Origin of the sequence: Paraburkholderia sp. BR14374, from assembly GCF_040948685.1 — a bacterium.
Taxonomy (GTDB): Bacteria; Pseudomonadota; Gammaproteobacteria; order Burkholderiales; family Burkholderiaceae; genus Paraburkholderia; species Paraburkholderia youngii.
The window spans coordinates 151,648-169,436 of sequence record NZ_JBFPKF010000013.1; the positions used below are offsets into that span (position 1 = coordinate 151,648).

Here is a 17,789-nt window from a genome sequence, read left to right on the forward strand (position 1 = left end):
CAGCTAATTCAGCCACGAACGGGGCTCAGTAAATTTTGTGAAACGGGTATCCCACGGCACGGCCTTTCTTCCGTGACCGCCTGTCCAGTTATCAAGGAAATTGACATGTCCGCAGTTGAAGCAAGCAAGAAGTCCGAAGTCGTCGCGCAATTCGCACGCGCAGCTAACGACACCGGCTCCCCCGAAGTTCAGGTCGCGCTGCTCACGACCCGTATCAACGAACTGACCTCCCACTTCAAGGAGCACACGAAGGATCACCACAGCCGCCGCGGTCTGCTGCGCATGGTGAGCCGCCGTCGCAAGCTGCTCGACTACCTGAAGGGTAAGGACGCGGATCGTTACCGCAGCCTGATCGAGAAGCTGGGTCTCCGTAAGTAATCGGCCAGTCGTTCAGCAAGATGCCTGTGTCAGTTTCGCTGATACAGGCATTTTGTTTTTGCACGGCGCGCTTCGTGTAATGCGCACCGCCTGTGCTCCGCGGCGTATGCCGGTTCGCGCGGCGTCCACGGGTAAGCGTACTAGCAGTAGCAGAGCAGTAGTAGGAAAGCAGTAACAGGAAACAAGGCCGGGCTTCAGGGCAGAGTTTTGTGTCATTCCAGCGGTTCGCGCGCGCTCGCGGTGACTCTCTGGAATGGCATAGCACGACTCTTCCCATGCGGCGCCGGCCCCGGCGTTGCCGCGCCGCTTCCGGTCCGCGCGGCATTACGATGAGGAAAAGCAATGACTATGTTCAATAAGATCGTCAAAGAGTTTAAGTGGGGGCAGCACAACGTTCGCCTCGAAACCGGTGAAATCGCTCGCCAGGCGAGCGGCGCGGTGATCGTCGACGTCGAAGACACCGTGGTGCTCGCCACCGTGGTCGGCGCGAAGACCGCCAAGCCGGGCCAGGACTTCTTCCCCCTCACCGTCGATTACATCGAAAAGACCTACGCCGCCGGCAAGATCCCGGGTGGCTTCTTCCGTCGCGAAGGCCGTCCGTCGGAGGGCGAGACGCTGATCTCGCGACTGATCGACCGTCCGCTGCGCCCGCTCTTTCCGGAAGGCTTCTACAACGAAGTGCAGGTCGTGATTCACGTGCTGTCGCTGAATCCGGAAATCCCCGCCGACATCCCGGCGCTGATCGGCGCATCGGCGGCGCTCGCGGTGTCCGGCCTGCCGTTCAACGGCCCGGTCGGCGCGGCACGCGTGGCCTACATCAACAACGAATACGTGCTGAATCCGACGCGTCCGCAGATGAAGGAATCGGCGCTCGACCTCGTCGTCGCCGGTACGGAACGCGCGGTGCTGATGGTCGAATCGGAAGCGCAGCAGCTGAGCGAAGAGGTGATGCTCGGCGCCGTCGTGTTCGGTCATGAGCAGATGCAGACCGCGATCGACGCGATCCACGAACTGGTCCGCGAAGGCGGCAAGCCCGAGTGGGACTGGCAGCCGGCCGCGAAGAACGAAGCGCTGATCGCGCGCGTCACGGAACTCGCGCAAGCCGATCTGCTCGCCGCTTACCAGATCCGCGACAAGCAGGCTCGCTCGACCAAGCTGAAGGAAGTCTACGCGGCGACCTCGGCGAAGCTCGAAGAAGAAGCGGCGGCAGCCGGTACCGTGGCGGCCGACAAAGCGTCGGTCGGCAACGTGCTGTTCGACATCGAAGCGAAGATCGTCCGTACCCAGATCCTGAACGGCGAGCCGCGTATCGACGGCCGCGACACGCGCACCGTGCGCCCGATCGAAATCCGTACCGGCGTGCTGCCGCGTACCCACGGCTCGGCGCTGTTCACGCGCGGCGAAACGCAGGCGCTGGTGGTTGCGACGCTCGGCACGAAGGGCGACGAGCAGAGTATCGACGCGCTGGAAGGCGAGTACCGCGAACGCTTCATGCTCCACTACAACATGCCTCCGTTCGCGACCGGCGAAACGGGCCGCGTCGGTTCGCCGAAGCGCCGTGAAATCGGTCACGGCCGTCTCGCCAAGCGCGCGCTCGTCGCCTGCCTGCCGAGCGCCGACGAATTCGGCTACTCGATCCGTGTCGTCTCGGAAATCACCGAGTCGAACGGTTCGTCGTCGATGGCTTCGGTGTGCGGCGGCTGTCTCGCGCTGATGGACGCCGGCGTGCCGATGAAGGCTCACGTCGCCGGTATCGCGATGGGCCTGATTCTCGAAGGCAACCGCTTCGCGGTGCTGACCGACATCCTCGGCGACGAAGATCACCTCGGCGACATGGACTTCAAGGTCGCGGGTACGGAACAAGGCGTGACCGCGCTGCAGATGGACATCAAGATCCAGGGCATCACGAAGGAAATCATGCAGGTCGCGCTCGCGCAGGCTAAGGAAGGTCGCATGCACATTCTCGGCAAGATGACCTCGGCCGTGGCAGGCGCGAACACGCAGCTGTCGGAGTTCGCACCGCGCATGATCACGATCAAGATCAACCCGGAAAAGATCCGCGACGTGATCGGCAAGGGCGGCTCGGTGATCCGTGCGCTGACCGAAGAAACCGGCACGACGATCGACATTTCAGACGACGGCGTCGTCACGATCGCGAGCACGAACAGCGAAGGCATGGCCGAAGCGAAGCGTCGTATCGAAGCGATCACGATGGAAGTCGAAGTGGGCCAGGTGTACGAAGGCACCGTGCTCAAGCTGCTCGACTTCGGCGCGATCGTGAACATCCTGCCAGGTAAGGACGGTCTGCTGCATATTTCCGAGATCGCGAACGAGCGCATCAAGGACATCAACGACTATCTGAAGGATGGCCAGCAGGTGAAGGTCAAGGTCATCCAGACGGACGAGAAGGGTCGTGTGCGTCTGTCGGCGAAGGCACTGCTGAACGACGCGCCGCAAGGCGAACCGACGCCGCAGTAAGGCGGTAACGGACAAACGGCCGGCCGTGTCATGCACGCCGGCCGTTTTTCATGCAGGATGGATTGCGTTGCGTATTCGAATCGCAGCGCTACGGCGGACGGCAGCAACGGGTAGGCAACGCAATCCAATCTTGGAGTTGACGCAGATGAAAGCGATCGAAATCACTGAATTCGGTGCCCCGGAAGTCCTCAAGCTGGCAGAGCGTCCGACGCCGCAGCTCAAGGCTGGCGAGGTGCTGATCAAGGTGGCGGCATCCGGCATCAATCGTCCGGACGTGTTTCAGCGCAAGGGCGGCTATGCGCCGCCGCCGGGAGCGTCGGATCTGCCGGGGCTGGAGGTGGCGGGCGAGATCGTCGGCGGCACGATCGAAGCGAAGAACAATCCGTTCGGTCTGAAGATTGGCGACCGCGTTTGCGCGCTGCTCGCGGGCGGCGGCTATGCCGAGTATGCGGCGGCGCCGCTTCTGCAATGCCTGCCCGTGCCGGCGGGATTGTCGGACGTCGAAGCGGCTTCGCTGCCCGAGACTTTCTTCACGGTGTGGAGCAACGTGTTCAATCGCGCGCAGCTCGGCCAGGGTGAGGGTGGCGCGAACGAAACGCTGCTCGTGCAGGGCGGATCGAGCGGCATCGGCGTGACGGCGATCCAAATTGCGCACGCGCTCGGCTTCCGTGTGTTCGCCACCGCAGGCTCGGACGACAAGTGCCGCGCGTGCGAAGCGCTCGGCGCCGAACGGGCGATCAACTATAAGACTGAAGATTTCGTCGAAGTCATCAAGTCGCTGACCAACGATCGTGGCGTCGACGTGATCCTCGACATGGTCGCGGGCAGCTACGTGCCGCGCGAACTGTCGGCGCTCGCCGACGGTGGCCGCATCGTGCTGATTGCGCTGCTCGGCGGCGCGAAGGCGGAGCTGAACCTGAACGAAGTGCTGCGTCGCCGTCTGACCGTTACCGGTTCGACACTGCGGCCACGGCCGATCGAGTTCAAGGCACAGATCGCCGCGCAATTGAAAGAGCGCGTATGGCCGCATCTCGAAGCCGGGCGCATCAGGCCGGTCGTGCACCGCGTGTTTCCGGCCACCCAGGCTGCCGACGCGCATACGCTGATGGAAAGCAGCACCCACGTCGGCAAGATTGTGTTGACTTGGGGTCCGGAGGCTTGACACCATCGGTTTGACCCGATCCACCCCACGCAGTAAAATTGCGCGTTTTGCGCGCGCCGGAGCAGGTCGGACTGGCAAGACAGGACAATACGAGACGATGTCTAATCAACAACGAGCCAAACTGGTAGTCGGTAATTGGAAGATGCATGGGCGGCTCGCCGCGAACGCCGCGTTGTTGCGGGCAGTGGTGCAGGGCGCCAATGAATTGCCGGCCGACGTGCGCGTCGGTGTCTGCGTGCCGAGCCTCTATGTCGCGCAGGCGCAGTCGCTGCTGGAAGGCAGCCCGGTCGTGTGGGGCGTGCAGGACGTGTCCGCGTTCACGCATGGCGCCTATACCGGCGAAGTGGCTGCGCCGATGGTGACGGACTTCGGTGCCACGTTTGCGATCGTCGGGCATTCGGAGCGTCGCGCGTATCACCGCGAAAGCGCCGAGCTTGTCGCGGTGAAGGCGCAGCGTGTGCTCGAGGCGGATTTGACGCCGATCGTGTGCGTCGGCGAAACGCTCGAAGAACGCGAGGCTGGTTCGACCGAGCAGGTCGTCGGCGGTCAGCTCGACGAAGTGCTCGCGAAGCTGTCCTGTCAGGACGCGGCTCGCCTCGTCGTCGCGTATGAGCCGGTGTGGGCAATTGGCACCGGCAAGAGCGCATCGGCGGCACAGGCGCAGGCCGTGCATGCGTTCCTGCGTGCTCGTCTCGCGGCAAAGGGTGCGGCGGACGTACCGTTGCTGTACGGCGGCAGCGTGAAACCGGACAACGCGGAAGAACTGTTCCGTCAGAACGATATCGACGGCGGCCTGATCGGCGGCGCGTCGTTGAAAGATCAGGATTTCCTGGCGATCTGCAAGGCGGCCGCTGCGACCAGCGTGGCGGGTTAAGCAGAGCGTCTCGACGAGGATGACTCCTTTTCGCGCAACACACCGTGTGCGGCGCGGTTAAATAAAGACTCAGGTGAGTGTGATGCTGTATTTGAAAACATTGATTATCGTCGTTCAGTTGTTGTCCGCGCTCGGGGTCATTGGCCTCGTGTTGCTGCAGCACGGCAAAGGTGCCGACATGGGCGCAGCTTTCGGCAGCGGCGCATCGGGTAGCCTGTTCGGTGCGACGGGTTCGGCGAACTTCCTGTCGCGTACCACGGCGGTGCTCGCAGCGCTGTTCTTTGCCACGACCTTGGCGCTCACTTACCTTGGCGCGTATCACGTGAAGCCGTCGGCAGGCGTGCTGGGCGGGGCGGCTACTGCACCGATCGCGGCTTCGCCTGCTTCCGCACCGGCTGCAGGCTCGGCTCCGGTGGCGGCATCGCCCGCAGTGCCGGCTTCGCCCGCGTCGGTTCCGGCAACGGGTGTGCCGAAATAAATTTTCTGTAGGCGTGCTCTTGTGCGTTGAACAATCTGTTTAAACAAGTTACAATTCAAGTCTTGAAGCGATTCGCGGGTTTTACAAGTTGTTTTCCCGGATTGCATATAGTGCCGACGTGGTGAAATTGGTAGACACGCTATCTTGAGGGGGTAGTGGCGAAAGCTGTGCGAGTTCGAGTCTCGCCGTCGGCACCAAATGTTATCTAAATGCCAGCCGCTTGCTTCGCTTCGGCTGGCATTTTCACTTCTGGCGTATGGCTGTAGGGCTTACGTCATGCGTGTTGAGGAAGTGATTTCGCGTCAGGGGTGCTATGCTCCTGACGGCACTCAGAACCAACCGATTGAGGATTGTCTTGAACCTCGCAGCCTATTTCCCCGTTTTGTTGTTCCTTATTGTGGGCACCGGTTTAGGCGTAGCACTGGTCAGTATCGGCAAGCTCCTCGGTCCCAACAAACCCGACACCGAAAAAAACGCACCGTACGAGTGCGGCTTCGAAGCATTCGAAGATGCGCGCATGAAGTTCGATGTGCGTTACTACCTCGTCGCCATTCTCTTCATCATTTTCGATCTTGAAACCGCGTTCCTGTTCCCGTGGGGCGTGGCATTGCGCGACATCGGCTGGGCCGGGTTCACGGCAATGATGATTTTCCTGCTCGAGTTCCTGCTTGGTTTTGCCTACATCTGGAAGAAGGGCGGCCTCGACTGGGAATGATGGATTAATCGCCGGTTTGCGTGGGTGGCCAGGCTTGCCGCCCCGTCTGGAGTGGAAAGCAAATGAGTATCGAAGGGGTCTTGAAAGAAGGGTTTGTCACCACTACGGCGGACAAACTGATCAACTGGACGCGCACCGGCTCGCTGTGGCCGATGACGTTCGGTCTCGCATGCTGCGCAGTCGAGATGATGCATGCGGGTGCCGCCCGTTATGACCTCGACCGTTTCGGTGTCGTGTTCCGTCCGAGTCCGCGTCAGTCGGACGTGATGATCGTCGCCGGTACGCTGTGCAACAAGATGGCGCCCGCTCTGCGCAAGGTCTACGACCAGATGGCGGAGCCGCGCTGGGTAATCTCGATGGGCTCGTGCGCGAACGGTGGCGGCTATTACCACTACTCGTACTCGGTGGTGCGCGGCTGCGACCGGATTGTCCCGGTCGACGTGTACGTGCCGGGTTGTCCGCCCACCGCGGAAGCGCTGGTGTACGGCGTGATCCAGCTGCAAGCCAAGATTCGCCGCACCAACACTATCGCCCGTCAATAAGGCCAAAGCCTCCCCACAATATGGCAAGCAAACTCGAGACCCTGAAAGCGAACCTCGAGGCGGCCTTTGGCGGCCTCCTGACGAGCGTGACCGAGTCGGTCGGTGAATTGACGATCGTCGTCAAGGCTGGCGACTACCTCAACGTGGCAAAGCGCCTGCGCGACGACCGCTCGCTCGGTTTCGAGCAGTGTGTCGACCTGTGCGGCGTCGATTACCAGACCTATGCTGAAGGCGCTTACGACGGCCCGCGTTTTGCAGCAGTGCTGCATCTGCTGTCGGTGCAGAACAACTGGCGTCTGCGTCTGCGCGTATTCGCGCCGGACGACGACATGCCGATCCTGCCGTCCGTCGTCGATATCTGGAATTCGGTCAACTGGTACGAGCGCGAAGCGTTCGACCTGTACGGCATCGTCTTCGAAGGTCACCCGGACCTGCGCCGCATTTTGACCGACTACGGTTTTATCGGTCATCCGTTCCGCAAGGATTTCCCTGTCTCCGGCTACGTCGAGATGCGTTACGACCCGGAAGAGAAGCGCGTCGTCTATCAGCCGGTGACGATCGAGCCGCGGGAAATCACGCCGCGCGTGATCCGTGAGGATCGCTATGGCGGTCTGAAACACTAAGAGAACGTCATGGCAGAGATCAAGAACTACACGCTAAACTTCGGTCCGCAGCACCCGGCAGCGCACGGTGTGTTGCGCCTCGTGCTCGAACTCGACGGCGAAGTGATTCAGCGCGCCGATCCGCACATCGGTCTACTGCATCGCGCGACTGAAAAGCTCGCCGAAAGCAAGACGTTTATCCAGTCGGTGCCGTACATGGACCGTCTCGACTACGTGTCGATGATGGCCAACGAGCACGGCTACGTGCTTGCCATCGAGAAGTTGCTCGGCATCGACGTGCCACTGCGCGCGCAATACATTCGCGTACTGTTCGACGAAATCACTCGCGTGTTGAATCACCTGATGTGGATCGGCGCGCACGCGCTCGACGTCGGTGCGATGGCGGTGTTCCTGTATGCGTTCCGCGAGCGCGAAGACCTGATGGACGTGTACGAAGCGGTGTCCGGCGCACGGATGCACGCGGCCTACTACCGTCCGGGTGGCGTCTACCGCGATCTGCCTGACGCAATGCCGCAATACAAGGCGTCGAAGATTCGCAATGCGAAGGCGTTGTCGAAGATGAACGAGAACCGTCAGGGTTCGCTGCTCGACTTCATCGACGACTTCTTCACCCGTTTCCCGAAGTGCGTGGACGAATACGAAACGCTGCTCACCGACAACCGGATCTGGAAGCAGCGTCTGGTCGGCATCGGTGTGGTCAGCCCGGAGCGGGCGCTGCAACTCGGCATGACCGGCGCGATGCTGCGTGGCTCGGGCGTCGAGTGGGACCTGCGCAAGAAGCAACCGTATGAAGTTTATGACAAGCTCGATTTCGACATTCCGGTCGGCGTGAATGGCGATTGCTACGACCGCTATCTGGTACGCGTCGAAGAAATGCGTCAATCGTGCCGGATCGCGAAACAGTGCATTGAGTGGCTGCGTAAAAATCCAGGCCCTGTGATGACGGACAATCACAAGGTGGCGCCGCCGTCGCGCGTCGGCATGAAGTCGAACATGGAAGATCTGATCCATCACTTCAAGCTGTTCACCGAAGGCTTCCACGTGCCCGAAGGCGAGGCGTACGCCGCAGTCGAACATCCGAAGGGCGAGTTCGGCATCTATCTGATCTCGGACGGCGCCAACAAGCCATACCGTCTGAAGATCCGCGCGCCGGGCTATGCACACCTGTCCTCGCTTGACGAAATGGCCCGCGGCCACATGATCGCCGATGCCGTGACGATCATCGGCACGCAGGACATCGTGTTCGGCGAAGTGGATCGCTAGGACGTATTCATCGACGCGCGTCCGCGGTTGTTGCACCGCCACCCGCGTCAAGCAAAGGAACGCCGGGTCTGTCGCAGTATCACGTGAGCGACAGGTTTTCGTTCGGTAGGAATTGAAAGAGTCGTGTCTGAATATGATCTCAGCTGAAGGCCTGAAAGAAATCGATCGTGCGGTCGCAAAGTACCCCGCCGATCAGAAACAGTCCGCCGTGATGTCGGCGTTGGCCACTGCTCAAACCGAGCATGGCTGGCTGTCGCCCGAACTCATGCAGTTCGTCGCGGATTATCTCGGCATGCCGGCAATCGCCGTGCAGGAGGTAGCGACCTTCTACACGATGTATGAGACCTCGCCGGTCGGTAAGTTCAAGATCACGCTCTGCACGAACCTGCCGTGCCAGCTCGGCCCTGACGGCGGTTCCGAAAGCGCCGCTGAATACCTGAAGCAGAAGCTCGGCATCGACTTCGGCGAAACCACGCCCGATGGCAAATTCACGCTGAAAGAAGGTGAGTGCATGGGTTCGTGCGGCGACGCGCCGGTGATGCTGGTGAACAACCAACGCATGTGCAGCTTCATGAGCCGCGAGAAGATCGACCAGCTGCTCGAGGAACTTTCGAAATGACGGCTTTACACGATCGTCACATCAAACCGCTTATTCTCGCCGGACTGAACGGCGACAACTGGCATCTCGAAGACTACGTGGCGCGCGGCGGTTATGCCCAGCTGCGTCGCATCCTGGAAGAAAAGATCGCGCCCGAGCAGGTGATCGCCGACGTCAAGGCGTCGGGTCTGCGCGGCCGCGGCGGCGCGGGCTTCCCGACCGGTCTGAAGTGGAGCTTCATGCCGCGCCAGTTCCCGGGCCAGAAGTACCTCGTCTGTAATTCGGACGAGGGCGAGCCGGGTACGTTCAAGGACCGCGACATTCTGCGCTTCAATCCGCATTCGTTGATCGAAGGTATGGCGATCGGCGCGTACGCGATGGGCATCACGGTCGGCTACAACTATATTCACGGCGAAATCTGGGAAGTCTATAAGCGCTTCGAAGAAGCGTTGGAAGAAGCTCGCCGCGCCGGGTTCCTCGGCGACAACATCATGGGCTCGGGCTTTTCGTTCCAGCTGCATGCGCACCATGGTTACGGCGCGTATATCTGCGGCGAGGAAACCGCGCTGCTCGAATCGATCGAGGGCAAGAAGGGTCAGCCGCGCTTCAAACCGCCGTTCCCCGCGAGCTTTGGCGTGTACGGCAAACCCACCACCATCAACAACACCGAAACGTTCGCGGCAGTGCCGTTCCTGCTCGCCATCGGACCGCAGAATTACCTTGAAATCGGCAAGCCGAACAACGGCGGCACGAAGATTTTCTCGGTGTCGGGCGACGTCGAGCGTCCGGGCAATTACGAAATTCCGCTCGGCACGCCGTTCGCGACGCTGATGGAACTCGCCGGCGGCATGCGCGGCGGCAAGAAGATCAAGGCCGTGATTCCTGGCGGTTCGTCGGCGCCGGTGATTCCGGGCGAGATGATGATGCAGACCGACATGGATTACGACTCGATCGCGAAGGCTGGCTCGATGCTCGGCTCGGGCGCGGTGATCGTGATGGACGAGACGCGCTGCATGGTGCGCTCGTTGCTGCGCCTGTCGTACTTCTACTACGAAGAGTCGTGCGGTCAATGCACGCCTTGCCGTGAAGGCACAGGCTGGCTGTATCGCGTCGTACATCGTATCGAGCATGGTCTCGGCCGCCAGGAAGATCTGGATCTGCTGAACTCGGTCGCGGAAAACATCATGGGCCGCACGATCTGCGCGCTCGGCGACGCGGCAGCCATGCCGGTTCGGGGCATGCTCAAGCACTACTGGGACGAATTCGAATATCACGTCGCCCACAAGCATTGCCTCGTCGGCGGCCATGCCGGCACGGCGGCGGCGCCCGAAACAGTGGCAGCCTGAGTCGCGCCGACAGATTTGGCTGACGAATAACTACCAGACGAACACCTCAACCGCAGGATTCATCGCCCGAAGCGGGCGATGAACTGGCGAACGATTGAGCGGTAACAGGTTAAGGAAGATTGACCATCATGGTTGAACTGGAAATAGACGGCAAGAAAGTCGAGGTGCCTGAAGGCAGCATGGTGATCCAGGCTGCGCATAAGGTCGACACCTACATTCCTCACTTCTGCTATCACAAGAAGCTGTCGATTGCGGCCAATTGCCGGATGTGTCTGGTCGATGTCGAGAAGATGCCGAAGGCCGTGCCCGCGTGCGCGACCCCGGTGTCGGCCGGCATGATCGTGCGCACCAAGTCGGACAAGGCGGTGAAGGGCCAGCAAGCTGTGATGGAATTCCTGCTGATCAACCATCCGCTCGACTGCCCGATCTGCGACCAGGGCGGCGAGTGCCAGTTGCAGGATCTGGCCGTCGGTTACGGCAAGTCGTCGTCGCGCTATAGCGAAGAAAAGCGCGTGGTGTTCCACAAGAACGTGGGCCCGCTGATCTCGATGGAAGAGATGTCGCGCTGCATTCACTGCACGCGTTGCGTCCGCTTCGGCCAGGAAATCGCCGGCGTGATGGAACTCGGCATGCTTGGCCGCGGCGAGCATTCGGAAATCACGTCGTTCGTCGGCAAGACGGTCGACTCGGAATTGTCGGGCAACATGATCGATCTATGCCCGGTCGGCGCGCTGACCAGCAAGCCGTTCCGCTACAGCGCCCGCACCTGGGAGCTGTCGCGCCGCAAGTCGGTGAGCCCGCACGATTCCGTTGGCGCGAACCTCATCGTGCAGGTGAAGAACAATCGCGTGATGCGCGTTCTGCCGTTCGAGAACGAAGCGATCAACGAGTGCTGGATTTCGGACAAGGATCGCTTCTCGTACGAAGGTCTCAACAGCCCCGAGCGTCTGACCAAGCCGATGCTCAAGCAGGGCGGCCAGTGGGTCGAAACCGACTGGCAAACCGCGCTCGATTATGTGGTCAAGGGCCTGAAGGGCATCGCGGGCGACCACGGCGCGAACGCGCTTGCGGCGCTGTCGAGCGCGCACAGCACAGTCGAAGAACTGTTCCTGCTCAAGCAGATCGCGCAAGCGGTCGGCACGCCGAACGTCGACTTCCGTCTGCGTCAGTCGGACTTCTCGGCTCCCGTTACCGGCGCGCCGTGGCTCGGCGGCACGATCGCCGATCTGTCGAACGTCGATGCGGCGCTCGTGATCGGCTCGGATCTACGTCGTGATCATCCGCTGTTCGCCGCGCGTTTGCGTCAGGTCGCACGCGGCGGTTCGGCGCTCACGTTGATCCAGGCCACCAACGACGACGCGATGATCCCGCAGGCGCACCGTGTGGTCGCCGCACCGTCGGCATGGCTCGAGGCGTTGGCAGGGATTGCCGGCGCGGTGGGCGAAGCGAAGGGCGTCGCACTGCCGGAAGCATTCGCCGGCACGCAGCCGACGGACGCGCACAAGCAGATCGCGAAATCGCTGACCAACGGCGCACTGCGCGTCGTGCTGCTCGGCAACGACGCGGTCCGTCATACGGACTTCGCGGCGATCCACGCCGCGGCGCAATGGATTGCCGAAGCGACCGGCGCCACGCTCGGTTTCCTGACCGAAGCGGCCAACACGGTCGGCGCGCACCTCGTGAACGCGCTGCCGGGCGAAGGCGGTCTGAATGCACGCGAAGTGTTCGAGCAACCGCGCAAGGGCTATCTGCTTTTGAATCTCGAGCCGGAATTCGACACGGCCAATCCGGTTCAAGCGCTTGCCGCGCTGAAGCAGGCCGAGATGGTCGTCGTGATGTCGCCGTTCCAGACCGGCGCCGACTATGCCGACGTGCTGTTGCCGATTGCACCGTTCACCGAAACGGGCGGCTCGTTCGTCAACGCGGAAGGCACGGTGCAGGCTTTCAACGGCGTCGTGCGTCCGCTCGGCGACACGCGTCCGGCGTGGAAGGTGTTGCGCGTGCTGGGCAGCCTGCTCGGCGCGCCGGGCTTCGAATACGACACGGTCGAAGAAGTGCGCGCAGCGGCGCTCGGCGACGGTGACCTCAGTTCGAGGCTGTCGAACCGTACCGGCGTCGCGGTGACGCGCGGCCAGGCCGTGAAGGCGGCGGAAGGCAAGTTCGAGCGTCTCGCGAACGTGCCGATCTATCACGCCGACGCGCTGGTGCGTCGCGCAGAGTCGCTGCATCTGACCGCGGCGGCCCGTACGGCGAATTCGGTCGGCCTGCCGGCTGCGCTGTTCGATAAACTGGGTTTGAAAGAGGGCGACGCGGTGCGCGTTCGTCAGGGCGAGCAAGCGGTGCAGTTGCCGGCCGTGCGCGACGCGAATCTTGCGGAGACGGTCGTCCGCGTATCGGCGGCTACGCCTGCCGGTGCAGCGCTGGGCAGCCTGTTCGGTGAACTGGTGGTGGAGAAGGCGTAAATGAGCTTGTTCGATACGATCAACTCGGGCGGCGCCCAGCTTCTCGGTGTGGCATGGCCTACGGTGTGGGCGCTCGTGCGCATCCTGGTGGTGGCCGTCGTGATCCTGCTGTGCGTCGCTTACCTGATCCTGTGGGAGCGGAAGCTGATCGGCTGGATGCACGTGCGTCTCGGTCCGAACCGCGTCGGCCCCGGCGGCCTGTTGCAGCCGATCGCCGACGTGCTGAAGCTTCTACTCAAGGAAGTGATCCAGCCTGCCCAGGCGAGCCGCTGGATCTACGTCATCGCACCGATCATGGTGGTGGTGCCGGCGTTCGCGGTGTGGGCGGTGATTCCGTTCCAGGCGGGCGCGGTGCTCGGCGACATCAACGCGGGTCTGCTGTACGCGATGGCGATCTCGTCGATCGGCGTGTATGGCGTGATTCTGGCCGGCTGGGCGTCGAACTCGAAATATGCGTTCCTCGGCGCGATGCGCGCCGCCGCGCAGATGGTCTCGTACGAAATCTCGATGGGCTTCGCGCTGGTGGTCGTGCTGATGACGGCCGGTACGCTGAATCTGTCGGGCATCGTCGGTTCGCAGGAGCAGGGCTTCTTCGCCTCGCACGGCCTGAATTTCCTGTCGTGGAACTGGCTACCGCTGCTGCCGATGTTCGTCGTGTACTTCATCTCGGGCATCGCCGAAACGAACCGTCACCCGTTCGACGTGGTGGAAGGCGAATCGGAAATCGTCGCGGGTCACATGATCGATTACTCGGGCATGGCGTTCGCGCTGTTCTTCCTCGCCGAGTACATCAACATGATCGTGATCTCAGCATTGGCTGCAACACTGTTCCTTGGGGGCTGGAGCGCTCCGTTCGGGTTCCTGTCGTTCATCCCGGGCATCTTCTGGCTCGTCCTCAAGGTTTTCCTGCTGTTGTCGGTGTTCATCTGGGCGCGTGCCACGTTCCCGCGCTACCGCTATGACCAGATCATGCGTCTCGGCTGGAAGGTCTTCATTCCGGTCTGCGTGGTGTGGCTCGTGGTGGTCGGCTTCTGGATCATGTCGCCGTTGAACATCTGGAAATAAAGGGCGGACGAACCCATGACCGCAATCCAAAACTTCTTCAAGACTTTCTTCCTCACGGAACTGCTGAAAGGCCTCGCGCTGACCGGACGCTACACGTTCCAGCGCAAGGTCACCGTGCAGTTCCCGGAAGAAAAGACCCCGATCTCGCCGCGTTTCCGCGGTCTGCATGCGCTGCGCCGGTATGAAAACGGCGAAGAGCGCTGCATCGCGTGCAAGCTGTGCGAAGCGGTGTGCCCGGCGCTCGCGATCACGATCGAATCGGAAACGCGCGCGGACAACACGCGCCGCACGACGCGCTACGACATCGACCTGACCAAGTGCATCTTCTGCGGTTTCTGCGAAGAGAGCTGCCCGGTCGACTCGATCGTCGAGACGCACATTCTCGAGTATCACGGCGAGAAGCGCGGCGACCTGTACTTCACGAAGGAAATGCTGCTGGCCGTTGGCGACCGCTACGAAGCACAAATCGCCGCCAACAAGGCAGCCGACGCACCGTATCGTTGAAGCGCTTTCCCGCTGATGCAGTAAATGCGGCAGTAAAAGCATTAACACGGCCTGCTGTCGGGTCGACCGCCGCGGCCTGAACGCCGCGGCACGGCGCACCTGTGTGGCGGTACTGGCGGTTTGCTCCGCTTTTGCCAACCACGCGTGCCAAAGAACAATGCCTGACGATGGCCTAACGATGAACCGGTAATCATGGAATTCACGACCGTACTGTTCTACATCTTCGCGCTGCTCCTCGTGGTTTCAGGGCTGAAGGTGATCACCTCCCGCAATCCAGTGGCGTGCGCACTGTATCTGGTGCTGGCGTTCTTCAACGCAGCCGCGATCTGGATGCTGCTCGAGGCGGAGTTCCTCGCGATCCTGCTGGTGCTGGTCTACGTCGGCGCGGTGATGGTGCTGTTCCTGTTCGTCGTGATGATGCTGGACATCAATCTCGACGTGCTACGCAAGGACTTCAAACGCTTCGTGCCGATGGCATCGGCAGTGGGCGCGATCATCGTGATCGAAACCGCACTGATCCTGTGGCACGGCTACGGCGCGACGGCTACCGCACTGCACGACACGGCCTCGGCCGCCGCCGGTATGGGCGACTGGTCGAACACGCGCCTGATCGGCAAGGTCATCTACACCAACTACATCTTCGCGTTCGAAATCGCGGGCCTGATTCTGCTGGTCGCCATCATCGCGGCGATCGCGCTGACCACGAGCCACAAGAAGGACAGCAAGCGTCAGAACGTCAGCGCGCAGGTCAAGGTGCGTGCCCAGGACCGCGTGCGCGTCGTGAAGATGCCGTCGGAGAAAACCGCGGCGACCATCGCCGCGGAACAAGCGGCTGCCGCGGCAGCCGCAGCAGCAGCCGACTCGGCAGCAGCCAAGAACAGCTGAGCGGACAGGAGATAGAAATCATGTTGACCCTTGCCCATTACCTCGTCCTCGGCGCGATCCTGTTTGCGATCAGCGTCGTCGGCATTTTCCTGAACCGCCGCAACGTCATCATCATCCTGATGGCGATCGAACTGATGCTGCTCGCGGTGAACACCAATTTTGTCGCGTTCTCGCACTATCTGGGCGACGTGCACGGCCAGGTTTTCGTCTTCTTCGTGCTGACGGTTGCTGCAGCCGAATCGGCGATCGGTCTCGCAATTCTGGTGACCCTGTTCCGTAGTCTCGACACGATCAATGTCGAGGATCTCGATCAGCTCAAAGGTTAATTTCAGGAAAAGCGGTTATGTCCACGATACTCAATGAAAACCTGCTGTTGGCAATTCCGCTGGCACCGCTCGCCGGTTCCCTGGTTGCAGGGCTGTTCGGCAAGGCGATAGGGCGGGCGGGTGCGCATTCGGTCACGATCCTCGGCGTCGCGGTTTCGTTCATCCTGTCGGTGATGGTCTTCTTCCAGGTGATGGACGGTGCGAGCTTCAACGCGACCGTTTATCAATGGATGTCGATCGGCAAGACGCAGCTCGAAGTCGGCTTCCTGGTCGACTCGCTGACCGCGATGATGATCGTCGTGGTCAACTTCGTGTCGCTGATGGTGCACATTTACACGATCGGCTACATGGCCGACGACGACGGCTACCAGCGCTTCTTCTCGTACATCTCGCTGTTCACGTTCTCGATGCTGATGCTCGTGATGAGCAACAACTTCCTGCAGCTGTTCTTCGGCTGGGAAGCGGTGGGTCTCGTTTCGTACCTGCTGATCGGCTTCTACTTCAAGCGTGAGAGCGCGATCTACGCGAACATGAAGGCGTTCATCGTGAACCGCGTCGGCGACTTCGGTTTCCTGCTCGGCATCGGTCTGCTGTTCGCGTTCGCCGGTTCGATGAACTACGGCGAAGTCTTCGCAAAGCGTACCGAACTCGCGGCGCTGAACTTCCCGGGTACCGACTGGGGCTTGCTGACGGTGGCCTGCATTTGCCTGTTCATCGGCGCGATGGGTAAGTCGGCGCAGTTCCCTCTGCACGTGTGGCTGCCGGACTCGATGGAAGGTCCGACGCCGATCTCCGCGCTGATTCACGCTGCGACCATGGTGACGGCCGGTATCTTCATGGTTACGCGCATGTCGCCGCTGTTCGAACTGTCCGATACGGCGCTGTCGTTCGTCATGGTCATCGGTGCGATTACCGCGCTGTTCATGGGCTTTCTCGGCATCGTCCAAAACGACATCAAGCGTGTGGTCGCTTATTCCACGCTGTCGCAGCTCGGTTACATGACGGTCGCGCTCGGCGCATCGGCTTACTCGGTCGCCGTGTTCCACCTGATGACGCACGCGTTCTTCAAGGCGCTGCTGTTCCTCGGCGCGGGTTCGGTGATCATCGGCATGCATCACGATCAGGACATGCGCAACATGGGCGGCCTGCGCAAGTACATGCCGATTACGTGGATCACGTCGCTGATCGGTTCGCTCGCGCTGATCGGCACGCCGTTCTTCTCGGGCTTCTACTCGAAAGACTCGATCATCGACGCGGTGAAGCTGTCGCATCTGCCGGGCTCGGGTTTCGCGTACTTCGCGGTGGTCGCAAGCGTGTTCGTGACCGCGTTGTATTCGTTCCGCATGTATTTCATGGTGTTCCACGGCGAGGAGCGCTTCCGCAATCCGAAGCACCCGGAATCGCCGATGGGCGCGGAAGCCGCGTCGCATGCAAATGGCGCGCACGGCCACGATGACCATGGCCATGGTCACGGCGACCACGCTCACGAGCCGCACGAAACGCCGTGGGTCGTGTGGGTGCCGCTCGTGCTGCTGGCGATTCCGTCGATCGTGATCGGCGCGATCGGCGTCGGTCCGATGCTGTTCGGCGACTTCTTCCAGCACGGCGTCGCGTTCGACAAGGTGATCTACATCAGCGAGAACCATCCGGCGCTGCATGAGATGGCCGAAGAATTCCAGGGCTGGGCGTCGATGGGTCTGCACTCGGTGTCGGGTCTGCCGGTATGGCTCGCGCTCGCAGGCGTGGTGGTCGCATGGTTCCTGTATCTGGTCCGTCCGGATCTGCCCGCTGTCATCAAGCGCGCATTCGGCCCGATCTACACGTTGCTCGATAACAAGTACTACATGGACAAGATCAACGAAGTCGTGTTTGCGCGGGGCGCTGTGGCCATTGGCCGTGGTTTGTGGAAGGAAGGCGACGTAGTCGTGATCGACGGCATCGTGAACGGCAGCGCCCGCTTTATCGGCTGGTTCGCCAGCGTGATCCGCTTCCTCCAATCCGGTTACATCTACCACTACGCGTTCGCCATGATCATCGGCATGCTGGGGCTCCTGACCCTGTTTGTAACGCTCGGCGGCAAATAAGGCGAG

17 protein-coding genes and 1 tRNA gene are annotated in these 17,789 nt (G+C 61.5%); all 18 read left to right on the plus strand.

Annotation, left to right across the window (positions count from 1 at the left end; translation table 11 throughout):
• Positions 1-105: 105 nt before the first annotated feature.
• The 18 genes from rpsO to nuoL all read left to right on the plus strand — a co-directional run bounded on the left by rpsO (position 106) and on the right by nuoL (position 17,783).
• The gene (gene rpsO, locus AB3X86_RS26295) at positions 106-378 is read left to right on the plus strand and encodes a 30S ribosomal protein S15 (protein ID WP_008920609.1); all 273 of its coding nucleotides are present in this window, start codon (positions 106-108) and stop codon (positions 376-378) included.
• A gap of 342 nt (positions 379-720) precedes the next feature.
• Entirely contained in the window at positions 721-2,856 is a 2,136-nt protein-coding gene (gene pnp, locus AB3X86_RS26300; protein WP_176109129.1) for a polyribonucleotide nucleotidyltransferase, read from the plus strand.
• A 145-nt stretch (positions 2,857-3,001) separates the two neighbouring features.
• Complete coding sequence (locus tag AB3X86_RS26305; RefSeq protein WP_368598265.1) at positions 3,002-4,018, plus strand: NAD(P)H-quinone oxidoreductase; 1,017 nt, start codon at positions 3,002-3,004, stop codon at positions 4,016-4,018.
• Positions 4,019-4,115: 97 nt separating this feature from the next.
• Positions 4,116-4,892 (plus strand): triose-phosphate isomerase, encoded by a 777-nt coding sequence (gene tpiA, locus AB3X86_RS26310; RefSeq protein WP_368598266.1) that lies wholly within the window; start codon positions 4,116-4,118, stop codon positions 4,890-4,892.
• Positions 4,893-4,974: 82 nt separating this feature from the next.
• Entirely contained in the window at positions 4,975-5,370 is a 396-nt protein-coding gene (gene secG / locus AB3X86_RS26315; RefSeq protein ID WP_368598267.1) for a preprotein translocase subunit SecG, read from the plus strand.
• Between the two features lie 112 nt (positions 5,371-5,482).
• Positions 5,483-5,567: transfer RNA gene (locus AB3X86_RS26320), tRNA-Leu, on the plus strand.
• A gap of 158 nt (positions 5,568-5,725) precedes the next feature.
• Positions 5,726-6,085, plus strand: a complete 360-nt coding sequence (locus tag AB3X86_RS26325) for an NADH-quinone oxidoreductase subunit A (RefSeq protein ID WP_018420012.1) — start codon at positions 5,726-5,728, stop codon at positions 6,083-6,085.
• A 62-nt stretch (positions 6,086-6,147) separates the two neighbouring features.
• Positions 6,148-6,627 (plus strand): NADH-quinone oxidoreductase subunit B family protein, encoded by a 480-nt coding sequence (locus AB3X86_RS26330; RefSeq protein ID WP_006052903.1) that lies wholly within the window; start codon positions 6,148-6,150, stop codon positions 6,625-6,627.
• 20 nt (positions 6,628-6,647) lie between these two features.
• A complete protein-coding gene (locus AB3X86_RS26335) occupies positions 6,648-7,250 on the plus strand; it encodes an NADH-quinone oxidoreductase subunit C (RefSeq protein WP_176109125.1) in 603 nt (200 codons plus the stop codon).
• A 9-nt stretch (positions 7,251-7,259) separates the two neighbouring features.
• Positions 7,260-8,513 (plus strand): NADH-quinone oxidoreductase subunit D, encoded by a 1,254-nt coding sequence (locus tag AB3X86_RS26340; protein WP_176121309.1) that lies wholly within the window; start codon positions 7,260-7,262, stop codon positions 8,511-8,513.
• Positions 8,514-8,646: 133 nt separating this feature from the next.
• Positions 8,647-9,132: an NADH-quinone oxidoreductase subunit NuoE gene (gene nuoE / locus AB3X86_RS26345; protein ID WP_013088938.1), complete on the plus strand. Its 486-nt coding sequence runs from the start codon at positions 8,647-8,649 to the stop codon at positions 9,130-9,132.
• Positions 9,129-10,457: an NADH-quinone oxidoreductase subunit NuoF gene (nuoF, locus tag AB3X86_RS26350; protein ID WP_176109123.1), complete on the plus strand. Its 1,329-nt coding sequence runs from the start codon at positions 9,129-9,131 to the stop codon at positions 10,455-10,457. The genes nuoE and nuoF overlap by 4 nt, the downstream gene beginning before the upstream one ends.
• Positions 10,458-10,585: 128 nt before the next feature.
• On the plus strand, positions 10,586-12,919 hold the full coding sequence (nuoG, locus tag AB3X86_RS26355) for an NADH-quinone oxidoreductase subunit NuoG (RefSeq protein ID WP_368598268.1): 2,334 nt from the start codon (positions 10,586-10,588) through the stop codon (positions 12,917-12,919).
• Positions 12,920-13,984, plus strand: a complete 1,065-nt coding sequence (gene nuoH / locus AB3X86_RS26360; protein WP_176121312.1) for an NADH-quinone oxidoreductase subunit NuoH — start codon at positions 12,920-12,922, stop codon at positions 13,982-13,984. It abuts the gene before it with no gap.
• Between the two features lie 15 nt (positions 13,985-13,999).
• On the plus strand, positions 14,000-14,488 hold the full coding sequence (gene nuoI / locus AB3X86_RS26365; RefSeq protein WP_013088942.1) for an NADH-quinone oxidoreductase subunit NuoI: 489 nt from the start codon (positions 14,000-14,002) through the stop codon (positions 14,486-14,488).
• 192 nt (positions 14,489-14,680) lie between these two features.
• Positions 14,681-15,373, plus strand: coding sequence for an NADH-quinone oxidoreductase subunit J (locus tag AB3X86_RS26370; protein WP_176109120.1), 693 nt, complete (start codon positions 14,681-14,683; stop codon positions 15,371-15,373).
• A gap of 20 nt (positions 15,374-15,393) precedes the next feature.
• Positions 15,394-15,699: an NADH-quinone oxidoreductase subunit NuoK gene (nuoK, locus tag AB3X86_RS26375; protein WP_176109119.1), complete on the plus strand. Its 306-nt coding sequence runs from the start codon at positions 15,394-15,396 to the stop codon at positions 15,697-15,699.
• A 17-nt stretch (positions 15,700-15,716) separates the two neighbouring features.
• Complete coding sequence (nuoL, locus tag AB3X86_RS26380; RefSeq protein WP_368598269.1) at positions 15,717-17,783, plus strand: NADH-quinone oxidoreductase subunit L; 2,067 nt, start codon at positions 15,717-15,719, stop codon at positions 17,781-17,783.
• Positions 17,784-17,789: the final 6 nt, after the last annotated feature.